This window comes from Paenibacillus sp. AGC31 (assembly GCF_057334655.1).
Map to the genome: position 1 here is coordinate 58,779 of NZ_JBHFJH010000040.1, position 22,000 is coordinate 80,778.

Consider the following 22,000-nt stretch of genomic DNA (forward strand, 5'->3'; position numbering starts at 1 on the left):
TTAGTTTCTGTTAAACTAAGATTTAACGTTTTGCGGGGGTGAAGATATTGGATAAGATTAGTCTACACGATGCATTAAAACAACGAATATTAATCCTCGACGGTGCAATGGGGACCATGATTCAACAAGTTGATTTGACTGGCGAAGATTTTGGCGGCGAAGATTTGGATGGATGTAATGAAATGTTAGTGCTTACTCGTCCAGAGCTGATCCAGCGCATTCATGAAGAATATCTGGAGGCCGGAGCCGATTTAATTGAAACCAATACATTTGGTGCTACATCCGTTGTGCTTGCTGAGTACGATATTCAGGATCGGGCACGTGAGATCAACCTGGAAGCAGCCAGAATTGCGAAAGCTGCGGTTGATCGTTTCTCTACACCGGAATCTCCACGTTATGTGGTAGGAGCGATGGGACCAACAACCAAAACACTGTCTGTAACTGGGGGCGTAACGTTCCAGGAACTTATCGACAGTTATTTGGAGCAAGCGCTTGCTTTAATAGAGGGAGGCGTTGATGCGCTACTACTCGAAACCTCACAGGATACCCTCAATGTAAAAGCAGGCAGCATTGGAATTCAGCAGGCCTTCGAACAGAGTGGTGTTACACTGCCCCTGATGATATCAGGAACGATCGAACCGATGGGAACGACCCTTGCGGGTCAGAACATCGAATCCTTTTATATATCCTTAGAACACCTTAACCCAATTTCGGTAGGACTAAACTGTGCTACGGGTCCAGAGTTCATGCGTGACCACATTCGCTCGCTTTCCGGAATGGCATCGGTTGCCGTTAGTTGTTATCCGAACGCGGGTCTTCCGGATGAGAATGGTAATTACCATGAGTCACCGGACTCGCTTGCTCAGAAGATTGGTGCTTTTGCCGAACAGGGCTGGTTGAATATTGCTGGTGGATGTTGCGGGACAACCCCTGCACATATTCGGGCGATGCGCGACAAACTTGCCCAGTACCCCCCAAGAGAAATGAACGGAACACATCCACCAGCATTGTCTGGTATAGAACCAATCTACATTGAACAGGACAATCGTCCATACATGGTTGGTGAGCGTACGAACGTGCTGGGATCACGTAAGTTCAAACGACTCATTGTAGAAGGCAAGTATGAAGAAGCTTCGGAAATTGCTCGTGCTCAAGTGAAAAATGGAGCGCACATTGTTGACGTGTGTGTACAAGATCCGGACCGTGAAGAGTCTGAAGACATGGTGAAGTTCCTTGAACTGGTTGTGAAAAAAGTTAAGGTTCCTCTCATGATCGATACGACAGATGCTTCAGTAATTGATCTGGCCCTCCAGTACTCACAAGGTAAGGCGATAATTAACTCCATTAACCTTGAGGATGGCGAAGAGAAATTTGAGCTGATTACGCCGTTGCTTCATAAATATGGTGGTGCGGTAGTTGTCGGAACGATTGACGAACGGGGTCAGGCGATTAGTCGGGAAGACAAGCTTGACGTAGCCAAGCGCTCTTACGATTTGCTGGTGAACAAATATGGTCTCAAACCAGAAGACCTGATTTTTGATACGTTGGTGTTCCCGGTAGGTACGGGGGATGAACAGTACATCGGTTCAGCCAAAGAAACGATTGAAGGTATAAGAGTGATTAAGGAAGCGATGCCAGAATGTCATACGATCCTCGGGATCAGTAACATTTCATTTGGGCTGCCTGAAGCAGGTCGTGAAGTGCTGAACTCCGTATTTTTGTATGAATGTACCAAAGCAGGTCTCGACTATGCGATCGTGAACACTGAGAAACTTGAGCGTTATGCATCCATTTCGGAAGAAGAACGTAGACTCTCGGAAGAGCTTTTATACAATACAAATGATGCAACACTCGCGGCGTTCGTAGCGGCGTTCCGTAACAAGAAGGTTGAGAAGAAGGAAAAAATCTCGAACCTTTCATTAGAAGAGCGTCTCGCTTCATATGTTGTGGAAGGAAGTAAAGAAGGATTGCTGCCGGATCTGGAGCAGGCACTTGCCAAATACACAGCACTTCAAGTGATTAACGGTCCACTGATGCGGGGGATGGAGGAAGTAGGTCGTCTCTTTAACAACAATGAGTTAATTGTTGCTGAGGTGTTGCAGAGTGCGGAGGTTATGAAAGCTTCTGTAGCATATCTGGAGCAATTCATGGAGAAGAACGAGACTTCGGTTAAAGGCAAAATCATTCTGGCCACAGTTAAAGGCGATGTGCATGACATCGGGAAGAACCTAGTTGAGATCATCCTGTCCAATAACGGTTACCAGATCATTAATTTGGGTATAAAAGTACCACCAGAACGTATCATTGAGGCATATCGAGAAGAAAAAGTCGATGCGATCGGTCTCTCGGGTCTATTGGTCAAATCAGCGCAACAGATGATTCTTACCGCTCAGGATTTGCGAACAGCAGGTATTGATGTGCCTATTATGGTTGGCGGAGCGGCGCTAACACGTAAATTCACCAAAAATCGTATCCGTCCTGAATATAACGGAATGGTTGTATATGCCAAAGATGCGATGGACGGTCTGGATCTGGCGAACAAATTGATGAATCCCGTTGCACGTGAAGTGATGCAACTGGAGATGGAAGCAGAAAAAGAAGCTGATGCTTCAAGTGCTGTAGCTGTTCAGGCTCTTCCAGAGCTTACGCGAGTGGAGCGTTCGGATATTGCTGTAGATAATCCTGTTCTTGTACCGCCTGATCTGGAGCGGCATACGATGCGCAACTATCCTTTATCACATATCCTGCCATACGTGAACATGCAGATGTTGCTTGGACATCATCTGGGGTTGCGCGGTTCAGTTGAACAACTGCTTGCTTCAGGTGATAAGAAGGCTACCGACCTGAAAGCAGTCGTGGATGATATCATGCACGAGGCTGTTCGTGACGGGATTATTCAGGCGCATGCTATGTATCGTTTCTTCCCGGCTCAATCCAGTGGTAACAGCGTCATTATCTATGATCCAAAGGACAACAGTAATATTTTGCATACATTTACGTTCCCACGTCAAAAAGTCGAGCCGTTCCTGTGCCTGTCCGACTTCCTGAAGCCTGTTGAATCCGGTCAGATGGATTATGTTGGTTTCATGGTTGTCACGGCCGGACACGGTGTACGTGAACTATCCACTGCGTGGAAAGATCAGGGGGATTATCTCCGCTCCCATGCTCTGCAATCCGTAGCGCTTGAAGTAGCAGAGGGATTAGCTGAACGTGTGCATCATATGATGAGAGATATATGGGGATTCCCGGATTCTGCCCAGATGACCATGAAGCAACGTCATGGTGCACGCTATCAAGGGATCAGGGTATCTTTTGGATATCCGGCTTGTCCGGATCTGGAAGACCAAGGGCCGCTGTTCAAGTTGCTGCAGCCTGAGGATATCGGTGTGGAATTGACGGAAGGTTTCATGATGGAACCCGAAGCTTCCGTATCAGCGATGGTATTCAGCCATCCGCAAGCTAAGTATTTTAATGTAGAGAAGGCATAAATTCAGTAGAGTGTCAGGCAAAGCCCTCCGCATTGTCGGAGGTTTTTTGCTGGCAACAGAAAGAGGTGCGATCCAGAATGGAACTATATTTCCTGGGAACTAACGCTGGTGTACCTACGCTTCAACGGAATGTAACTTCCATTGGGCTACGCATGTTGGATGAGCGCAGAGCTTTGTGGTTGTTTGACTGCGGGGAAGGAACGCAACACCAGATTTTAAGTTCTCCGCTTAAACTGAGCAAATTGGAGAAAATATTCATTACTCATCTGCATGGTGATCATGTATTTGGACTTCCAGGACTGCTTTCGAGCAGAGCCTATCAAGGTGGCACCACACCATTAACCGTATATGGTCCGCCAGGTACGGAACGAATGATCAGTACAACAATGGAGCTTAGCCAATCCCGGGTTAACTATGAGTTGAATATCGTGGAACATACGGGCGGCGTTCTGTTCGAGGATGACAGTTTTATCGTGGAAGCGGCTTTGCTTGAGCATCGGATTGACAGCTATGGATACCGGATTACGGAAAAAGATCGTCCAGGAAGCCTGGACCCAGCCAAACTGGCGGAATACGGTTTGAAACCAGGCCCATTGTTCGGCCGGCTCAAACGTGGAGAAACCATTACGCTGGATAACGGTGATTCGCTTCGTCCAGAAGATGTATTGGGAGCGCCAAAACGTGGTATGGTAATCACCATATTGGGTGATACACGTCCATGTGACAATGTACAGCCTCTTTCCATCAATGCAGATGTGCTTGTGCATGAAGCTACATTCATGCATGATCTGGCCGATACAGCGCATGAGTACTATCATAGTACTTCTAAACAAGCGGCAGAAGCGGCTAGAGCAGCCAATGTAGGGCAACTAATCATGACTCACTTCAGTTCACGCTATAAGGATGAGGATCAACTTCAGCCACTTTTGGAAGAGGCTCAGTCCGTATTCCCGAATACCAGACTTGCAAACGAACACCAGCTTATTCCTGTCGTGCATCGCAAGCAAGAATCTTAACACTGATTGCGAACCAGTTCACGGTTAAACACGTCATATAAAGATCCGGGTAATTGCACGGGACTGAGGGAGAGGAACTCCCGCGGTCCCTTTTGCAATCTGGTCAGAAAGCGTGTAGGATGGGCAATATGAAGAGGGAAATGATTCAAATTATTTTCCGGGAAAGCGCAGGAAATGACAAGCTTGTACAGAAGACGCGCGAGTTAAACCGTCGGTGTTCGATCCGGTTCGACTTGTTGCGTGCATATGTCAGCAAGCCATTATTTTTTGCCTGAATACATAGGTTCGCGGTCAAGTTCGAGGTAAATGATTAAGGACATGAAATGTTAATGGAATAAAGAAAGGAAGTGCTGTGTGTGATTAAGGCCTATCTGATTGACTTGGATGGTACGCTCTATCATGGCAGACATCGTATCGAAGGAGCCGATCAGCTTATTCGAACACTGCAAGAGCTAGGAAAGCCGTATTTATTCGTAACAAATAATTCTTCCCGTACACCACAAGGTGTGGCAGATCATCTGAACGGGATGGGCATACCTGCCGACGCGTCTCAAGTATGCACTTCTGCAGTGGCAGCTGCTGAATATGTTGCTGAAGAGTCCCCAGGTGCAACAGTGGCATGTATCGGAGAAGCAGGATTGCTGCAAGCCATAGAAGAAGCAGGACTACAGCTGACGGAAGATGCACCAGAATATGTGATACAGGGGATTGATCGTGAATTTTCCTATCATAAACTGACCAAGGCGCTAAGGTGGATTAATGCGGGATCAAAATTCATCATGACCAACCCGGATCTGCAGCTTCCTTCCGATGACGGACTGACACCTGGGGCGGGGACTATTGGAGCAGCAATTGAAGCCGCGACCGGCGTTCATCCTACCGTCATCGGCAAGCCATCGAGTGTTATAATGAAGTCGGCCATTAGCCGGCTAAACCTGGCATCTCATGAAGTGGCAGTGATCGGAGATAATATGCGAACCGATATTGCAGCTGGAGTTGCAGCAGGGTGTGAGACGCTGTTGGTACTTACTGGTGTGACAACACGAGATAATATGGATGGACACATTCAAGCAGCGAAGGCTCGACCTGATCATGTGTTTGAAGATTTGCATAAATTGATGGAGTGGCTGTCGCAAGAGGCAGACCAAGCTTCCAAAAAGGGGTAATGTACGATGCCGGAACTACCGGAAATGGAAAATTACCGGACCTTGCTGTCCGAGAACATACTTGATCTACTGATTACAGGTGTTGTAATTAACCGCGATAAAACGATAAATACGGAGCCTGATCTGTTCATCAATGAACTTACAGGCAATCGCATCATATTTGTTGAGCGCCGAGCGAAGCATCTGATTTTCCACTTGGCTAATGGTAAACGTCTGGTGCTGCACCTCATGTTGGGCGGTATGATTTTCTGGGGCACGGAAGAAGAACGTCCTGATCGTTCCACACAAGTGGAAATCCAGTTTGGCGATCACATTTTATTCTTTATTGGACTGCGCTTGGGTTATTTACATCTGCTTACTTCGAAAGAAACCGAAGAGGCGATGTCTGATCTTGGACCTGAACCTTTGGATCGACGGATGAATGTGGAACGCTTTGCTTCTCTGTTGAAAGGTCGTCGGGGCACACTTAAGACAACGTTGGTAAACCAGCATATCATTGCAGGGATTGGCAACTGTTATTCGGATGAGATTGCCTTTGCTGCCGGTCTGAGACCAAGCTCCAAAACGCAGAACATTGCGACTTCACCAGAGCTGACGGAGCGCCTGTTCCATTCGATGCAGTCCGTGTTGCGTGAAGCAGCTTCTGAGGGTGGTTATATGGAAATGCCACTGATGCAAGGAGATACGAAGACAGGAAGTTTTGACGAGCAATGTCGGGTGTACGATCGGGAAGGCGAGACTTGTCCGCGCTGCGGGGGAACGATTGAACGAGTGGAAATTACGGGCAAGAAGGCATTCTTCTGTCCGAAATGCCAGCATGAGGCCTAACAGCGGAATCGGGGCACATGTCAGCACTAGAGGTGGATTTCTTCAGGCAGCCAAGAGAGCACATGCAATGGGGGCAACGGCATTTCAGTATTTTCCGAAGAACCCGCGTAGTCTTGGTCTGAAAAGTCTGGATCTCAAGGATGCTGAGCAGTGCAGGGATTGGTGTGAACAGCAGGGACTTGCTTCGATTGCACATTCACCCTATCCCACGAATCCGGCGTTGGGTATGACCCGTGGAGAGGCGGGGTTTCATGCTACAATAGCTTCTATTCGCAATGATCTTGAAATTTCGAATGCTTGCGGTTCTGTTGGGACGGTGGTCCATTTTGGACATATCAAAACAAACGATCCGCTGGAGGGTTATCAGAACCTCATTCATTGTCTGGATACCGCCTTGGAGAATTGGAATGGACATTCAAAGGTACTGATTGAAAATCAGGCAGGTGATCATGGCCCGATGGGCACGACAATGGAAGAAATGATACAGATTCGCAAATTGAGCCGATATCCGGAACATATTGCTTTTTGTTTTGACACATGCCATGCTTTTGCTTCAGGTTTGTGGGCGTCAGGCAACGAAGCGGTGATGCTCGATAAGGGCAGGATGCTCGGATACTGGGAAAATGTTGCTGCTGTACATTTCAATGATTCCAAATATGCGTCTGGTTCATGTAAGGATAGACATGCGAGAATCGGACAGGGTTATATCGGAAATGAATCGATGAAAGCATTGTTAAATGCGCCTGAGTTCCAAAATGCGGTTGTTGTGCTAGAGACAGAAACGGGCGAAGATGGAACGCACCATGATGATATAGCGCTCATGCGTTCCTGGCTATAATGGGGAGAGGAGCGATTGTATGCATGTTTTTCTGGATGACTATCGGGCGTGTCCGAAAGGATTTGTTCTGGCAACAAATGCAGAAGAGTGCCTGATGCTGCTAAGAGAAGGTGACGTGGACATTTTGTCTCTGGATTATGAGCTTGGTCCGGATTCGCCTAACGGCGGTGAGGTCGCGGCATCCATTGTACGAGAAGGTTTATTTCCGCGCGAGATCTATTTGCATACGTCCAGTATGTTTGGGAAACGCCAGATGTACGAGATGTTATATAGCAATAAACCGGATTCGGTAACCATTCATAATGGGCCAATGACGGGTGAGGTCATGCTGCGTGTTGCTGCGGGAGAAGAAATTTAATGAAGCCAATTACATCCAAAATGTTAATGCGCAGTGTATGGGAAGGCATGCCACAGGCTGTATTTATATATACCCCTTTATGTGGGACATGTGCGGCAGCACGGCGTATGTTAGATGTCGTTGAGCACATGCTGCCAGAAGGTATTTTATCCGAAATGAACATTCATGACATTCCTGAACTTGTACAACAATTTCAAATTTCAAGCGTACCAGCAGTGATGCTGTTTGACGGCCAGTTAGATGTTCCAAAAATGGTTTATCGGATGAGCTCTGTGGAGCATTTGCTCTCGGAGATCCGAAAGGCGGTGCTGAAATGAGTATAATCTCGATGGAACATGTCTCACTTAGACGAGAAGAGAATCAAATCTTGGATGACGTACATTTGCGTATCGAACAAGGCGAACATTGGGTTATTCTGGGCCGGAATGGTTCTGGAAAAACAACGTTACTCGAAATGATGAACGGATATATGTTTCCAAGCCAGGGACGTATTGAAGTACTCGGTAATTTGTATGGACAATGTGACGTCAGGGAAGTACGTAAGGAAATCGGTTATATCAGCCAAACGTTGATTGAGAAACTCACACCCAGAGATCCGGTATGGGAGGTCGTCGCTACAGGAGCTTATGCTTTTTTGCGTTTTTATCAGACAATTCCTGATGAAGTAAAAGCAAAGGCAATGAGTTTGTTAGGTGACATGGGTTTTGCCAATCTGGCTAACAACGCGCTGGGAACGTTATCCCAAGGGGAGCGTAAAAAAGTCATGCTTGCTCGTTCGTTAATGGCTGAGCCAAAATTGCTGATTATGGACGAGCCTTGTGCCGGGCTGGATTTATATGAACGTGAGAAAATGCTGGCTGAGATTGATCGTCTGCGCCAGCGTAACATTACAGTTGTGTATGTAACACATCATGTTGAAGAGATCGTACCTTTATTCACGCATGTGGCCTTGATCCGCGATGGACGTATTGCGGCAGCTGGCCCCAAACATGAAGTTTTGACACAAGATACAATTAAGCATACGTACGATGTTCCGGTCGATATCCAGTGGGATAATGGTCGTCCGTGGATACGCGTACGTTCTGGAGGGTAACACAATTTGAGTACACAATCGTCTTGGGAAGAAGGCAACTTCTCCCGTTTTATCTGCACAGCCAATCATGGCTTTGCCCCTTATGCTCAGGAAGAGTTGCGCCGTACGTTTGGTGCGGTGAAGAGCACGGTACTCGTACCAGGAGAAATATTGCTTGCGGGTCTGCCTGTAGCGGAGGAAGAAGTTGCAGATAAGCTGTGGGCAGAGTATCCAACGTTTTTACGTCATATTCAACCTGTTCAGTTTCAGGAGAATACAGAAGATTCGGAGCAGTCTATTGAGAAATTGATTGCATTTGTGTTGAATCATAAGGAATTGACTGGTGCCTCTGTCGTGTTGCAGGTACGGAAGACAGAAGGGGCGTTTTGGCAAGAAAATGCAGCCTCATTGAAGCAACTGCTGACTGAAAAGCTGGATGAGCTAGGTTGTGAATGGGTTGTACGTGATGCTGAATATGTCATTTCCGTATTTGCTGCGAATGATATGTTGTATGCTGGTATATCCAGACCTGAACAGAATCTGTCAGACTGGAGCGGGGGCGCCGTACGTTTTCAAAAAGAAGAAGGACAGATCTCGCGGGCAAAGTTCAAATTGCTTGAAGCCGAGCAAACGTTTGGCATCGACTTTACTTCATTCCATAAGGCACTTGATATCGGCGCTGCACCAGGTGGATGGACCTCGTTCCTGCTTGAGCGCGGGCTTGAAGTAACGGCGGTAGATCCGGCGAAGATGGATGCGACCCTGCTGGCATCACCCAAACTGACTTTCTTGAAAAAGAATGCAGGGGATGTTCGTTTCCGCGAAGGAGAATTCGATCTGCTCGTATGTGATATGAGTTGGAGTCCGAAGCTGATGAGCCGACTTGTATCAGACCTTCTATATAGTCTGCAACCCGGGGGGACAGCGATTGTTACGGTGAAGTTATTGCATAAAAAACCGCTCGCGCTCATTAAAGACGTCATTGAAACGTTTGAGCGTTCACGGATGCAGATTCAATGTTCCAAGCAGTTGTTCCATAACCGGGAAGAGATTACACTCTATATGGTCAAATATTAAGAAATTGATTCGATTAAGCTCATTAAATTTTGTGCTTTACAATCTATTCCTGTCTGTACTATAATGATACCAATATTAACCATAACAAACCTGAGGGAAAGCATCCCGAAGTGAACGAAACCGGATATCCGGTCTGTTCTTCTTCGGTGAGGCTTTCCCTTTTTTGTTGTGTATTAAAAGGAGGAATTGGTATGAGACATCCGGCCAGGCTGGAACGCGGAAGCCTGCTGGGAGGTAGATATCGTATCGTATCCATTCTGGGAACAGGCGGAATGAGCCATGTATACGAGGCGGAGGATCTGAAGTTGCCGGGCAAGTTATGGGCAATTAAAGAAAGCGTAACGATTATGCCATATGAAGGCAGTATGGAGACGGAAGCCGCTCTTCTGACATCTCTTCGTCATCCAAGATTGCCGCAAATCGTTGATTTTTTTGTTCCGGATGAAGACGGGTACACATACTTGGTGATGGAATACATCGACGGGTTAACGCTCAGTGAGTATTTCAAGCAGTGTCGTGGGAAGATCCCAATGGAGCAGTTGACGGAGCTTGTACTTCAATTGCTGGATGTGTTGAGTTATTTGCATAATCTGAATCCACCTGTGATCTATAGGGATCTGAAACCATCAAACATCATGATCACGCCGGAACATGAAGTAAGATTAATTGATTTTGGCATCGCCAGAAGTTACAAACCGCAAAGTGCTGAAGATACCGTTAAGTTGGGAACAGCTGGTTTTGCCGCTCCAGAACAATATGGCTCGGGTCAGACCGATGCGCGTTCAGATCTATATGGACTCGGAGCATTGCTCCTGTATCTTATGACAAGTGGGGCCTATACGGAATGGATTCAGGGTGTGGAAAGCTCTATCCGGAGTGATGTTCCGCGGACATACATCCCTGTGGCGAGAAGACTGTTAAGGTATAATGCCGAAGAGCGATTCCAATCTGCTGATGAGGTAAGGAAGGAACTGCTCCGAATACCCGGCGGAACAATGCCCGGTGGAGATACAACGATGACCTTGAATGGGGGAACAAGAGTTATTGCCCTGACTGGTGCTTCATCTGGTGTAGGGGTTACCCACACGGCTATAGCTATCAGTCATTATCTCGAAAGGCAAAACTTCAAAGTAGCTGTGATTGAAATGTCACCTCGCTCTCAATCCTTTGCAAGGATTCAACAAATCGCTCAAGCGGGTAAACCGGTGCCAGCAGGCAGACAGTTTGCAGTGGATGGTGTGCATTATTGGAAACAATCCGGGCGAGCGGATATTTTGTCTTTGCTTGGGGGGAGTTATCAATTCATCGTGATGGATCTTGGTAGTGGTCAGGACCAGAACCGGCTGGAAGAATTCCTGCGTGCAGATCTGCCGATTGTGATAGGCTCAGGTGCCGAATGGAGACAGGCGGAGATTGGCGCTTTTGTTCGATCACATCATCGGTATCCACGAGAGAAATGGATATATTGTCTGCCCTTGGCAGCAAGTGAAGCTGTTCAGCGCATTCGTAAAGTTCTGGATACATCGAGTGTATATAGTCTGCCGTTACATATCGACCCTTTTGACAAGGACGCACAGACGGATAGAGTGTTTTCACATATTTTAATGCATATGATGGCACAACACCCCAAGAAACGTTCGTTCTTTTCACGAAGGAAAGTGCATGATTAGAAGAGATTACGAAAGGAGAGCCTCTTTTGTCTAAATTAAGAAAACAAAGCCGTCAACTGATCTATGCCGGACTTATCGGAGCAGGAGCCGTAGGGTTGGTGTTCGGAGGATATGTTATTTACAATGTCAAAACGATGGGGGATGTCAGGTCAGCTGTAGAAGCCCGTTATTTATCGGCATATGAGGAAAAGGAAGCTGAATTAAAGCAACAATGGGATTCGGGAGCACAAGGATGGGTTACGATTCGGGATATTGAAGCAGGTGAACCGATATTACCGGAGGATCTGAAGCTCATTGCTGTTCCGGATGCACAAGCACCGCGAAACCTCTGGTCCAGTACCAAGCAGATGGAAGGCCAAGTGGCCAAAATAGAGTTGAAAAAAGGAACAGCCATTACCACCGAGATGGTGTATGAGGATGTACCGGCTCCGCCTGATTTAAGAAATCGAGAGCTGCAAGTTGTATTACTGCCGTCCTCACTCGTTAAGGGAGATATTATTGATGTTCGTATCCAATTCCCTACCGGACAGGACTATGTTCTCTTATCGAAGAAAAAAGTGGAACGACTCAATGCAGCTACCTTATGGATTACGATGACGGAGGAAGAGATTCTGTCACTCTCAAGTGCAATTGTAGATGCCTATTTACATAAAGCTTCAATCTATGCCTTAACCTATGTAGAACCACAGTTTCAGACACCTGCAATCGCGACGTATCCTGCCAATTCAGAAGTGTTAAAACTGCTGGAGAGTGATCCGAATATTGTTCGACGAGCCGAACAGGAATTATCCAGACAGGTGCGAAGTTCGCTTGAAAGTTCACTGGCCGCCTCCATGACAGCACCGTCAAAAGGGGTTGAACAGGATGTGGCACAATCCTCAGTTACATATAACAGTCGTCCATCATCAAATAATCCGGCAACGTCGGATGGAGTGATGTGGAATGATGGTTCAGGTAACGGAGCAGGAGCTAATGCTGGAAGTGTAAATGATCCTGCTGAAGCTTTACAAACAGAACAGCAGAGCTTGTTAACGGGTGGAGAATAGAGCGAAATCCGAGGTTTACTTTAGGATAATTCAGATAACAAGGGGTTTAAGAAAAAGAAAGGAGTTGTAACATCTATGCATACATGGATCTTTGCGGGTTTATGTGAGAAGAATGATCTGATGTTATATCTTTGCAAGATATTGGCTTCAACAGGCAACAAGGTCTTACTCGTAGATGGAACCTTACAACAGAAGTATGGGTACGGTGTTGGTGACAGTCAACAGTCTTTGCGAATTGCGGAATTTGAGGGATTTGATATCGCTTGTCATTTTGTCACTTCAGCAGCTGTAGAGAATCATCTTGAAGTAAATGGAGAGCGATTGGACAGTTATGACTATGTGTTATATGACATGGAGACCTCGCATTTTGCATCCCGTAATCTCTGGCTGAATGCCGATGTAAGAGTCTGGGTGAGTGATTATGAGCGTTACAATCTGGAACGTGGTAAGGGCTGGTTGAAGCGGTTGCTTGAAGAACAGTCATTACCTGGTGAGCTGCCATTTCAGCGGCTCTTAATTAACGGGGTTGACTGCAAGCTTGAAGCTCGTTATCTGTGGGCGTATCTGGAGGGCAGTCCGTTTGTGTGGACAGGAGAATCTTTAGTTCTTCCGTGGGATGAGTTAACAGCGGCGGTTAAGCTTGAGAATGAGCATCATCGCCGAGTTCATCTTGGACCTTTGTCACGAAATTACAAAAAATCGTTGTGTCGCGTGGTCGAGCAGTTAACAGGTTGGGAAAGTGTTCGCAGTCGTCGTGCGATGAAAGAAGCAGAGAGGATGAGAGCATGAGCACCATTACCTTTTGGAGCCCTTTTGCAGGAACAGGTTGTACTTCAAGCACATTAATTAGTGCTTATGCGATGGCACTCCACTACAAGACAAGAGTGTTACTTGTTAATGCAGGCGTTGCAGGAACTGGCACAGAAGCTGCTCTACCGTCCAAAGATACGGATTCAGCGGATTTAATGTTCTCCTTCGAAGAGGGTGGCTGGGATGCGATTGAACGGCTGCATTCGAGCGGAAGTCTGAATAAGCACAATCTCAGGGATTATACCAAGCCACTTCTGAAAGAAAGACTTGATTTCCTAACCGGAAGAATGGATGAGATGGAACGTTCCCCGCAGGAACATGGTGAGACTGTGAAAAAGCTGCTGAATGTAGCTAACGAGTATTATGATCTGGTTCTTCTGGATGCGGATCATGCTGGTGTGGATTCACAGCTCAAGCTGCAACAGGCGGACTATGTTGTAATTAATCTCGATCAAAATATGCGAAATCTGGAGTTGTTCTTTGAAGAGATCCTGCCAGAACGAATGAACAATATGAATATACATGTTGTAATTAACAAATACGATTCGCATGCCCGTGCAACGCTTTCCAATATTCGGCGCCAGTTCAGATACAAAGGCACGATATCTGCGATACCGTACACAACCGGATACCTGGATGCAATGAATCGGCGAGATGTCGCCAGGTACTTGCAGTTGGAAAGTTTGACTGAGGATAAGGATATTCGTAAAGGGAGCTTTGCTGCAAGCATGAGCGAACTCGCTCGCCTGATTATGGACGGTGCAGGTATGCGCACAGTTCTGAAGAGGCTGGAAAGGGGAGCCTGAACCTCCGATGCTCTGGAATACCATATGGATAAGTTTAATTTTGATTCTGTGCCTGACTTATATCTGGTTCAAGTATAAAACGTTTCTTCGTGAAAAGAATGCTCGTGTTCCTGAACAGGAATCATTCACGATTGACATGTTGATTGAGAAGGTGAAGAACTCACTTCATGAGCTTAGTCATAGTCAGCTCGCGGATGCGGGTCTGCATGAAGAAGAATATCGTCGAAGAATTAATCAACGTGCCGAGATGAGAAAAGCACTGAAGGGCTGTGTCTCAGGCAGTGTCAGCGACAAAACGTATGTCAAAAATCTGATAGGGGATCTGCTGACCCGAAGCATAGGGCTGAACAAGTCAAATGTAGATGAAGTTATTTTGTTTGCAGAACCAGATTTGTTGACGATCCAGGACCGATTCGAAATTGTGTTTTATCTGTACCGACAGCAATTCGGTGTGGATGCAATCTCCCGCATGATTGATACCTACGATCTGGGAAGGCTGCGAATGGAGGAAGGTACGGACGATGGAGGAAGTTATTATATTTCTGAGGAGGATATTCAGTATGTGTTCGAGTGCGAATATCGAGAGCTTGGATTCAGAGAAAAGACGGATATTATCGTGCAACGTATCTATCAACATTATAAAGGGTTCTCGGTTGTTGATGAGATAAGGGACCAACGGATTGACGGCGTTAGTGGTGGTGTCAGCGGTATGCTTGATGCTGTTCATAATACGGGACTTCGAAAACCGGCATCATGGAATGATTTGCTGGATCAAGGACTGGAGGATGATGCACATGAAGAACCGCTTAGCGGCATGGAAAGTGTCTGGATTTTTTATAAAGGTAAGTCCATTCATCTATCCTTTCTGTCGTTCGGAAGCATCCGTGAACTGAAAAGGGTATGCCAGAATATATACAAATACAATTATCCCGGACAGCTGTCGGAAGCAAGTGGATACAAGGTGAACGAGATGAAAGACGGCTCCCGTGTCGTTGTTGTTCGTCCTCCTTTTGCAGAATCGTGGGCATTCTTCGTCCGGAAGTTCGATATTCCGAATGCTTCACTTGAACAATTGATTACGGGTAACAACGCAGATCTGCCAATAACCCTGCTTCAATACCTGATGAAAGGAAGCCGGATTACAGCTGTAACCGGTGCACAGGGTTCTGGTAAAACAACGTTGCTTATGGCTATGGTCAAACACATCTATGCATCGTACACCCTTCGGGTGCAGGAGATGGCGTTTGAACTTCAATTAAGACGGATTTATAGCCGACGTAATATTTTGAGTTTCCGAGAGACTGAACACATCTCAGGTCAACAAGGGCTTGATTTGCAGAAAAAAACGGATGGTACCGTCAATATTCTTGGTGAGGTAGCGAGTGATGAAGTGGCCGCATGGATGATTCAAATGTCTCAGGTAGCCAGTCTGTTCACCCTGTTTACCCACCATGCCAAAACGTTTCGTGATCTGGTCTTCTCCCTCCGTAATTCCTTGCTCAAGACAGGTATGTTCCAGCATGAGCATATTGCTGAGGAGCAGGTTGTGAGTGTCATCAATTTCGATGTTCATATGAAGAAAGATGCTGAGGGACGAAGATATATCGAACGGATTACGGAATGTCTTCCTCGTGCGAATCAAGGTGACAGCGTGGAAGAGAGGGCAGGTTTTACATTTCGTAATGTTGTGGAGTACAGAGATGGAGCGTATGTTGCAACAGCACCAATCTCCTCTGGATGCATGATGGATATGCGAGAACAGATGACATTACAGGATGCTGAGAAGTTTGAACAGTTTATGAAGCAACACTGGGGTGATCAGTATGACAATTAAATGGATTCTGCTCCTCGTATTAAGTATTTGTGCAGGAGGTTTGCTGATCACACTTCTGGTTTTAAGTATGTTACGTCACAGAGGAGGTGGTTCAGCAATTCAATCCGGCGTGATTTTTGCTCCTAGCGGGAAGGGATTCAAGGGATTGGGATCAATCTTGTTGCAGTCCTATCGTCTTGGAATGAAAGTGCCACTGCTATCAGCTTATATTCTACAGGTTCAGAAACGTATTTCATTCCGCCATGTTGGGGATGAGCCTTCACTTCGCAGACTGACGATGACAGTGGTTCTGATTATTCTTGGAGGTTATGGAGGCATAAGTGTCATTCTGTTTTTACTACAGCCGGGTATCGCTTTTGTAATACTTTCTGTACTCTGTGCTGTGGTGCTAAACAGTCTGGTATTAGATATGTGCCTCAGTCGTATGGAGAAAAGGTTGCTGGTGCAGATGTTGGATATCTTCGCAGATGTAAGGCATCGGTATCATCAGCATGGCATGGTTGAGGAAGCGCTCTATGAAGCCGCTGAAGCAGGTACAGGAGAAGCGGCAGAACAGGTAAGACTGATCTACGAAGCTCTGACTTCTCCAGATCCAAATGAAGCACTTGAGCGTTATTATGAAGTGGCTCCCAACCGTTTTCTCAAAGGATTCGCTGGCGTTTCCTATATGGTCATGGAGTTTGGGGATAAGGACAGGGCACAAGGCTCTATTTATCTCAAAGGACTTGGTAACCTAACTCAGGAGATTCATTTGGAGATTTTGCGGCGTGATAAATTGGATTACCTGCTCAAAGGACTTAATATCATCGCGCTCGCTCCGGTATTATTCACCGCTCCGATCGAACGCTGGGCCAGAGTCAGTTTCCCAACGATGGATGAATTTTATCGCAGCAAAGTCGGTTTTGTTACCAAAATATCGATCTATGTCATCATTATCCTTGCTTATTTGCTTTTGCAAAGGCTCCAGCAATACGATGAGACCCGTTACCGGTCAGGGCATAAGCATTCATGGTTGGATCAGTTTCTGTACAGGCAAACCTTCATACGGAAATTGGCAATGTTGTTTGCAGCAAAACCTGGCAGTGCACAGTACAGTCAAACGATACGGCTCATGAGGGAGAGCAGCTCAGAGTTGAAATTTGAATGGCTTGCCATTCGACGAGTGATGTTATTCGCAGGTTGTTTGGTCCTTACAATGGGTTGCATCTTGTTGTTGCACCAGGTTGAACGTAACCACATCTTGCATGATCCGATCCGGGATGATCGAATGTTTGGTGCAATGGCTGAAGCGGATCTCAGGAAAGCTGAGGAAAAAACAGCATTAGATCAATCCGTACTGAAAAGTGTAGAAATGAACCGAGGAGCTACATACGAAGAAGTCTCCAAAGCGTTACAGCAGTTATCTCCCGTTCAGTTGGACCATGATACTCAGGCTGAGACGATCGCGCGCATTATGCAGAAATTTGAGGTGTATAACAAGCAGTATGTACGCTGGTGGGAAATGATTATAGCCATTCTCATGGGTGCAGCAGGGTACTACATGCCCGTATGGCTCATGATATTTCAGCGGAAAATGCGAAGGTTGGATATGCGACATGAAATCTATCAATTCCAGACAGTGATATCCATTTTGCGTGAGATGGACCGAATGTCAGTCGAGGAGATATTGGAATGGCTTAATCGATTTGCCGTCATTTTCAAGCGCCCGTTGCAAAAATGTTTGTTGCATTTTGAACATGGACCAGAGCTTGCACTTGAGCAATTAAAGGAAGAGGCGGGCTTGCCCGAGTTCCAGCGACTGGTTGATAAATTGCAGCTTGCCCTTGGCAAAATCTCAATACGTGAAGCCTTCGATGATCTCGAGAGCATGATGGCATTTTATTTTGAACAACGCAAGCAGGAGTACAGCAAAATGATAGATGTCAAAGCATCTTGGGGGAGAACCATTGGATTTACACCTATGTACGCCCTTATCTTTTTGTATCTGGTTATTCCATTGGTTGGTATGAGTTTCTTGCAGATGAGCATTTATTATGAGCAAATTCAGAAACTGTAGCACAATTCATCTGTGTGAAAGTCTGAAATAGTTCAATAACTTATAACTTGGGAGGATTTATTATGAACAATGCATCAAGCGCTTTAAAGGTGGCAGCAGGGATATTTTTAACAATCGCTTTGATCACAATTGTAGTTCTGTTGTTTATTTCAGCTCAGGAGGCAACCAAGACGGCCCAGAACAATTTTGCTGATATCCAAACCGAGTTGTCCCAGGCTGCATTTACAGTATATGACGGAACAACTATCAGTGGATCACAGGTAACCAATGCGCTGCGTAAATATGCGGACAAGGATCAGTTCGGTATTCAAGTCATTACAGGTAAAAATAAAGCGGGTCAATGGTACGGTAATCAATTGAATATTTCACAGGATCTCAATAATGCGGACTACGGCTCGGTTATTGCGCCTGACGATAAAGTGGGGATTATTAACCAGACCATGAGTGAAAAAGACAATCAATATGTCAATCCAAGTGGTAAATTCAAAGCCATTATCGTAAAAGACCGATCCAACGTGGTAAGAGGGCTGATCTTCCAGCAATCCTGACAGGAGTTGGTTTAACATGTCCCGGAATACCCAGCATCTCATGTTGTTTTGTACGGCGGTTGTCCTGTTTGTGACAGCCTGCCTGTACGGGCAACATAATGTTAAGATTTTATCAGCGGCCTTAAACGACAGAGTTCAGACAAAAGCAGGCATGGAAGGCCGGCTGACAACAACACTGCATACCACCAATCCGTATCAGTATAGTGGTGCGGAAGTGTTGCATACCGTAAGACAGATGACAGGCACAGGCATTCCTGTAGAGGTAGATGGAACTTCGTATGTGATCGATCCACTTGTCAGCAAAACAGCGACTATTCCTGTCCAGCTCGATGCCACCTACAGTCCGGAGTTTATACGAAATGAAACTGGAGAACTGCTCAAGATTGTTTTTTGGAAGGAGGCCAGTGTGAATTGATTAATGCCGCATCCAAGCTGCTTGCCGTATTGCTCGCAGTCCTTTTGCTCTATGTGTACCCAGCTGCTGAAACAGCTGATCGGCAGGATGATATAGCACGTATGACGGCTGTTCAGAATGTAACACGTTTTGTTGATGCTGTCCGAACGAAAGGGTATATTTCACCTCGAATGTTGGCTGAGTTTGAGGAGCAACTGGCCCAGACGGGCAATCTGTATGAGGTGTCGATGGAACATTTGCATAAGAAATATGTACCTCACTATACAGACCCGATGGACCGTAACAGTTTTACCGGAACTTACGAGGTAGTTCAGGATGGATATTATGCAGCTCAGATTCGAGAGCGACTATTCCCATCCTCAGGTGTGATACCGGTTGATGATCCTGGCCGAAGATATACGTTGACCACAGGGGATTTTTTCACCGTGACGCTCCAAAATACAAATCGTACACCTTCCATGCTCATTCGTGAATGGTTGAGTGGTACGGCTCAGGCTTCAGCGGTATTTGTAACATACGGAGGTATGGTTCTCAATGAAGATTACGTGTGACTTGTTCCGCTATAACCGAACAATTCGGGAAAAGCGGGGACTTAACTAAATAAGTCCAACTTTGCGACCGAGAATTGGAAAGAGGGAACCATGTATCCTGAAACAATTCCGTTAATCTCCTGCGTGCGTGACACGGACAGCGTGTCGGGTATGAAGCACAGGTGAAGTCGGCAGAAGGGAAGCTGGAGCCACTCTATTGAGAAGGTATGCTAACTGATATGCCGGATGGCTGAAAAGCGGACTATGGTGAGAATGGTTGTAAAAAACCTGACGAACCTCCGAATGTACGGGTCTAAATTCATAACATATGGAAACATATGTACTGACAGAAGTCAGGGTGGATAGCGTAGAGTACGATTGTAGTCTAGGAAACACGCTATATCGAACAATGGCGATATCAAGTCCACAGGCTCAAAGGAGGCACCTAAGGTCTAGCAAGCATAGCTAGGTCACAAGGTACAAGGAAAGCAAGGAACGTCGATTTACAGGACTGTCATCCTAGACGTCTACTATAAGGCAGAAATTTGCTGAAATGTACTAATCCTTGTGAGAGTAGAGGCACGACCAATGAAGTGGCTGTAATGGCTACGGAGGAACAGCCTCAAGTCTTTTTAGATAATAAACAATTTTTCCGAAAAGTGAATTGCACCGATCAGGTAGGAACGTGGGGAATCACCGTAAGGAGGTGAAGCCACAGTGCAAACTCTTCGATACTGGGACTACTACGACATGACGAGTACTTTTACTGATTTACACGAAAAAGCACTAGGAAGAAAAAAGTTCGATAATTTATACGGGCTAATAAACTCACATCAGAACATCCTCCTAGCTTTTCGAACAATTAAATCAAACAAAGGCTCACTTACACCAGGAACAGATGGCAAAACCATAGAGAATATAAAGACACTAACAGAAGAAGAGATTGTGAGCCACGTAAGAAACAAGCTTTTGAATTATCAACCCAAAAAGGTTAGGCGAGTCCTTATACCAAAACCTAATGGAAAGAAAAGACCGTTAGGCATTCCATGCATAGTTGACAGAATCATTCAGCAATGTTTTAAACAAATTATTGAACCAATTGCGGAAGCTTACTTCTATAAACATAGTTACGGGTTTAGACCGGTAAGATCAACACACAACGCTCTAGCGAGAGTACAACATCTTATAAACACAACCAATCTCCATTATGTCGTTGATGTTGATATTCAAGGATTCTTCGATAATGTGAACCACACATTGCTTTTGAAACAACTATGGAATATGGGTATTAGGGATAAAAGAGTACTTCGAATCATCAGCAAAATGCTTAAAGCTGAAATTGAAGATGAAGGGATACCGTTGAAAGGCACACCACAAGGTGGAATCTTATCTCCTCTCCTGTCAAATGTAGTATTAAATGACTTGGATCAGTGGGTTGCAGGACAATGGACAAACTTCGAAACTCAATACGCCTATGCAGGAGACTATCACAGGATCAGAGCACTCAAGAAAACCAATCTTAAAGAAGGATATATTGTGCGATACGCCGATGATTTTAAAATTCTTTGTCGGGATTGGAAATCAGCTCAGAAGTGGTATCACGCTGTAAGACTCTATCTTAGAGACCGCCTTAAACTAGACATCTCACCCGAAAAATCACAGATTGTAAACCTCAGGAAACGTAAATCTGATTTCCTGGGATTCACAATATGGGCTGAGAAAAAAGGAAAAAGAAGAGTCGCCTATACGGGTATAAATGAAAAGAAGAGAGCAGAAATCAAGAAGCAAGCAAGAGAGCGCATTAAGAATCTGCACAAAGCACCAATTACTCAAAACGCTCTTCTCTTCAATAGCTTTGTACTTGGTTTACACAATTACTTTTCACGTGCAACACATGTTAGTGTAGAGTTCTCACGACTTGCCTTTGATCTGAAAGCATTCACATACAATCGTCTCAAAGTTATTGGTAAATACCAATATCCTGATAATGCCCCGCCAACCTTCAAGAAGTTCTACAGGAACAGATATAGAACCTTTAAGGTCGCAGGTGTATATCTCTTTCCGTTCAGAGATGTAAAAACGGTTAACAACCTATGCTTTCAGCAGACGTTAAATCCGTATACATCAGAAGGAAGAAAGAGACTTCATAGGGATTTAAAGACGGATATTAGATATGAACTAATTAAACTAATGCAGTCAAACATACCAAACCGTAGCATTGAATACCTGGATAACAGACTGAGTAGATATAGTATGCAGGGTGGCAAATGCGAGATATCTGGCATTTTACTAACTGCTGATTACGTGCATTGCCATCATCTTTTGCCAATCCATTTAGGTGGGACAGACGATTTTAGCAATCTACGTATTCTACACAAAGATATCCATAAACTTGTTCATGCTACAAAATCAGAGACGATTGTCAAACTCATGTCGCCGTTT

19 protein-coding genes are annotated in these 22,000 nt (G+C 45.5%); all 19 read left to right on the forward strand.

Annotated elements, in window-relative coordinates:
* Positions 1-47: 47 nt before the first annotated feature.
* The gene (metH, locus tag ACE04G_RS25180; RefSeq protein ID WP_221821681.1) at positions 48-3,488 is read left to right on the forward strand and encodes a methionine synthase; all 3,441 of its coding nucleotides are present in this window, start codon (positions 48-50) and stop codon (positions 3,486-3,488) included.
* A 77-nt stretch (positions 3,489-3,565) separates the two neighbouring features.
* Positions 3,566-4,504, forward strand: coding sequence for a ribonuclease Z (gene rnz / locus ACE04G_RS25185; protein WP_221821679.1), 939 nt, complete (start codon positions 3,566-3,568; stop codon positions 4,502-4,504).
* A gap of 356 nt (positions 4,505-4,860) precedes the next feature.
* Positions 4,861-5,670, forward strand: a complete 810-nt coding sequence (locus ACE04G_RS25190; protein WP_339304203.1) for a TIGR01457 family HAD-type hydrolase — start codon at positions 4,861-4,863, stop codon at positions 5,668-5,670.
* 6 nt (positions 5,671-5,676) lie between these two features.
* On the forward strand, positions 5,677-6,498 hold the full coding sequence (locus ACE04G_RS25195; RefSeq protein ID WP_221821675.1) for an Fpg/Nei family DNA glycosylase: 822 nt from the start codon (positions 5,677-5,679) through the stop codon (positions 6,496-6,498).
* Positions 6,488-7,336 (forward strand): deoxyribonuclease IV, encoded by an 849-nt coding sequence (locus ACE04G_RS25200; RefSeq protein ID WP_221821674.1) that lies wholly within the window; start codon positions 6,488-6,490, stop codon positions 7,334-7,336. The genes ACE04G_RS25195 and ACE04G_RS25200 overlap by 11 nt, the downstream gene beginning before the upstream one ends.
* A gap of 19 nt (positions 7,337-7,355) precedes the next feature.
* On the forward strand, positions 7,356-7,694 hold the full coding sequence (locus ACE04G_RS25205) for a cyclic-phosphate processing receiver domain-containing protein (protein WP_237174855.1): 339 nt from the start codon (positions 7,356-7,358) through the stop codon (positions 7,692-7,694).
* The gene (locus ACE04G_RS25210; RefSeq protein WP_221821669.1) at positions 7,694-8,011 is read left to right on the forward strand and encodes a thioredoxin family protein; all 318 of its coding nucleotides are present in this window, start codon (positions 7,694-7,696) and stop codon (positions 8,009-8,011) included. Before ACE04G_RS25205 ends, ACE04G_RS25210 begins: the two co-directional genes overlap by 1 nt.
* Positions 8,012-8,013: 2 nt before the next feature.
* Positions 8,014-8,787 (forward strand): ABC transporter ATP-binding protein, encoded by a 774-nt coding sequence (locus ACE04G_RS25215; protein ID WP_221821791.1) that lies wholly within the window; start codon positions 8,014-8,016, stop codon positions 8,785-8,787.
* 6 nt (positions 8,788-8,793) lie between these two features.
* Complete coding sequence (locus ACE04G_RS25220; protein WP_339304200.1) at positions 8,794-9,843, forward strand: SAM-dependent methyltransferase; 1,050 nt, start codon at positions 8,794-8,796, stop codon at positions 9,841-9,843.
* Between the two features lie 191 nt (positions 9,844-10,034).
* Complete coding sequence (locus ACE04G_RS25225) at positions 10,035-11,513, forward strand: serine/threonine protein kinase (RefSeq protein WP_221821665.1); 1,479 nt, start codon at positions 10,035-10,037, stop codon at positions 11,511-11,513.
* A 26-nt stretch (positions 11,514-11,539) separates the two neighbouring features.
* The gene (locus ACE04G_RS25230) at positions 11,540-12,559 is read left to right on the forward strand and encodes an SAF domain-containing protein (RefSeq protein ID WP_221821664.1); all 1,020 of its coding nucleotides are present in this window, start codon (positions 11,540-11,542) and stop codon (positions 12,557-12,559) included.
* 75 nt (positions 12,560-12,634) lie between these two features.
* Entirely contained in the window at positions 12,635-13,348 is a 714-nt protein-coding gene (locus tag ACE04G_RS25235) for a hypothetical protein (protein WP_221821662.1), read from the forward strand.
* Positions 13,345-14,175, forward strand: a complete 831-nt coding sequence (locus tag ACE04G_RS25240; protein ID WP_221821659.1) for a ParA family protein — start codon at positions 13,345-13,347, stop codon at positions 14,173-14,175. Before ACE04G_RS25235 ends, ACE04G_RS25240 begins: the two co-directional genes overlap by 4 nt.
* A 7-nt stretch (positions 14,176-14,182) precedes the next feature.
* Complete coding sequence (locus ACE04G_RS25245; protein WP_221821658.1) at positions 14,183-16,009, forward strand: P-loop NTPase family protein; 1,827 nt, start codon at positions 14,183-14,185, stop codon at positions 16,007-16,009.
* On the forward strand, positions 15,999-18,065 hold the full coding sequence (locus ACE04G_RS25250; RefSeq protein WP_221821657.1) for a hypothetical protein: 2,067 nt from the start codon (positions 15,999-16,001) through the stop codon (positions 18,063-18,065). Before ACE04G_RS25245 ends, ACE04G_RS25250 begins: the two co-directional genes overlap by 11 nt.
* A gap of 62 nt (positions 18,066-18,127) precedes the next feature.
* Positions 18,128-18,613: a hypothetical protein gene (locus ACE04G_RS25255; protein ID WP_062834890.1), complete on the forward strand. Its 486-nt coding sequence runs from the start codon at positions 18,128-18,130 to the stop codon at positions 18,611-18,613.
* 16 nt (positions 18,614-18,629) lie between these two features.
* On the forward strand, positions 18,630-19,028 hold the full coding sequence (locus tag ACE04G_RS25260) for a hypothetical protein (RefSeq protein WP_221821654.1): 399 nt from the start codon (positions 18,630-18,632) through the stop codon (positions 19,026-19,028).
* Positions 19,025-19,579, forward strand: coding sequence for a hypothetical protein (locus ACE04G_RS25265; protein ID WP_221821652.1), 555 nt, complete (start codon positions 19,025-19,027; stop codon positions 19,577-19,579). Before ACE04G_RS25260 ends, ACE04G_RS25265 begins: the two co-directional genes overlap by 4 nt.
* Positions 19,580-20,275: 696 nt before the next feature.
* The coding region (gene ltrA / locus ACE04G_RS25270; RefSeq protein WP_486094552.1) for a group II intron reverse transcriptase/maturase at positions 20,276-22,000 on the forward strand (1,725 nt) is incomplete at its 3' end.

Bases quoted from the DNA above. Each gene is read 5' to 3' on its own strand.
- ACE04G_RS25210 (WP_221821669.1), top strand. From the start codon at position 7,694: ATGAAGCCAATTACATCCAAAATGTTAATGCGCAGTGTATGGGAAGGC.
- ACE04G_RS25225 (WP_221821665.1), top strand. From the start codon at position 10,035: ATGAGACATCCGGCCAGGCTGGAACGCGGAAGCCTGCTGGGAGGTAGA.
- ACE04G_RS25195 (WP_221821675.1), top strand. From the start codon at position 5,677: ATGCCGGAACTACCGGAAATGGAAAATTACCGGACCTTGCTGTCCGAG.
- ACE04G_RS25245 (WP_221821658.1), top strand. From the start codon at position 14,183: ATGCTCTGGAATACCATATGGATAAGTTTAATTTTGATTCTGTGCCTG.
- ACE04G_RS25255 (WP_062834890.1), top strand. From the start codon at position 18,128: ATGAACAATGCATCAAGCGCTTTAAAGGTGGCAGCAGGGATATTTTTA.
- ACE04G_RS25250 (WP_221821657.1), top strand. From the start codon at position 15,999: ATGACAATTAAATGGATTCTGCTCCTCGTATTAAGTATTTGTGCAGGA.
- ACE04G_RS25205 (WP_237174855.1), top strand. From the start codon at position 7,356: ATGCATGTTTTTCTGGATGACTATCGGGCGTGTCCGAAAGGATTTGTT.
- ACE04G_RS25235 (WP_221821662.1), top strand. From the start codon at position 12,635: ATGCATACATGGATCTTTGCGGGTTTATGTGAGAAGAATGATCTGATG.
- ACE04G_RS25240 (WP_221821659.1), top strand. From the start codon at position 13,345: ATGAGCACCATTACCTTTTGGAGCCCTTTTGCAGGAACAGGTTGTACT.
- rnz (WP_221821679.1), top strand. From the start codon at position 3,566: ATGGAACTATATTTCCTGGGAACTAACGCTGGTGTACCTACGCTTCAA.
- ACE04G_RS25200 (WP_221821674.1), top strand. From the start codon at position 6,488: ATGAGGCCTAACAGCGGAATCGGGGCACATGTCAGCACTAGAGGTGGA.
- ACE04G_RS25260 (WP_221821654.1), top strand. From the start codon at position 18,630: ATGTCCCGGAATACCCAGCATCTCATGTTGTTTTGTACGGCGGTTGTC.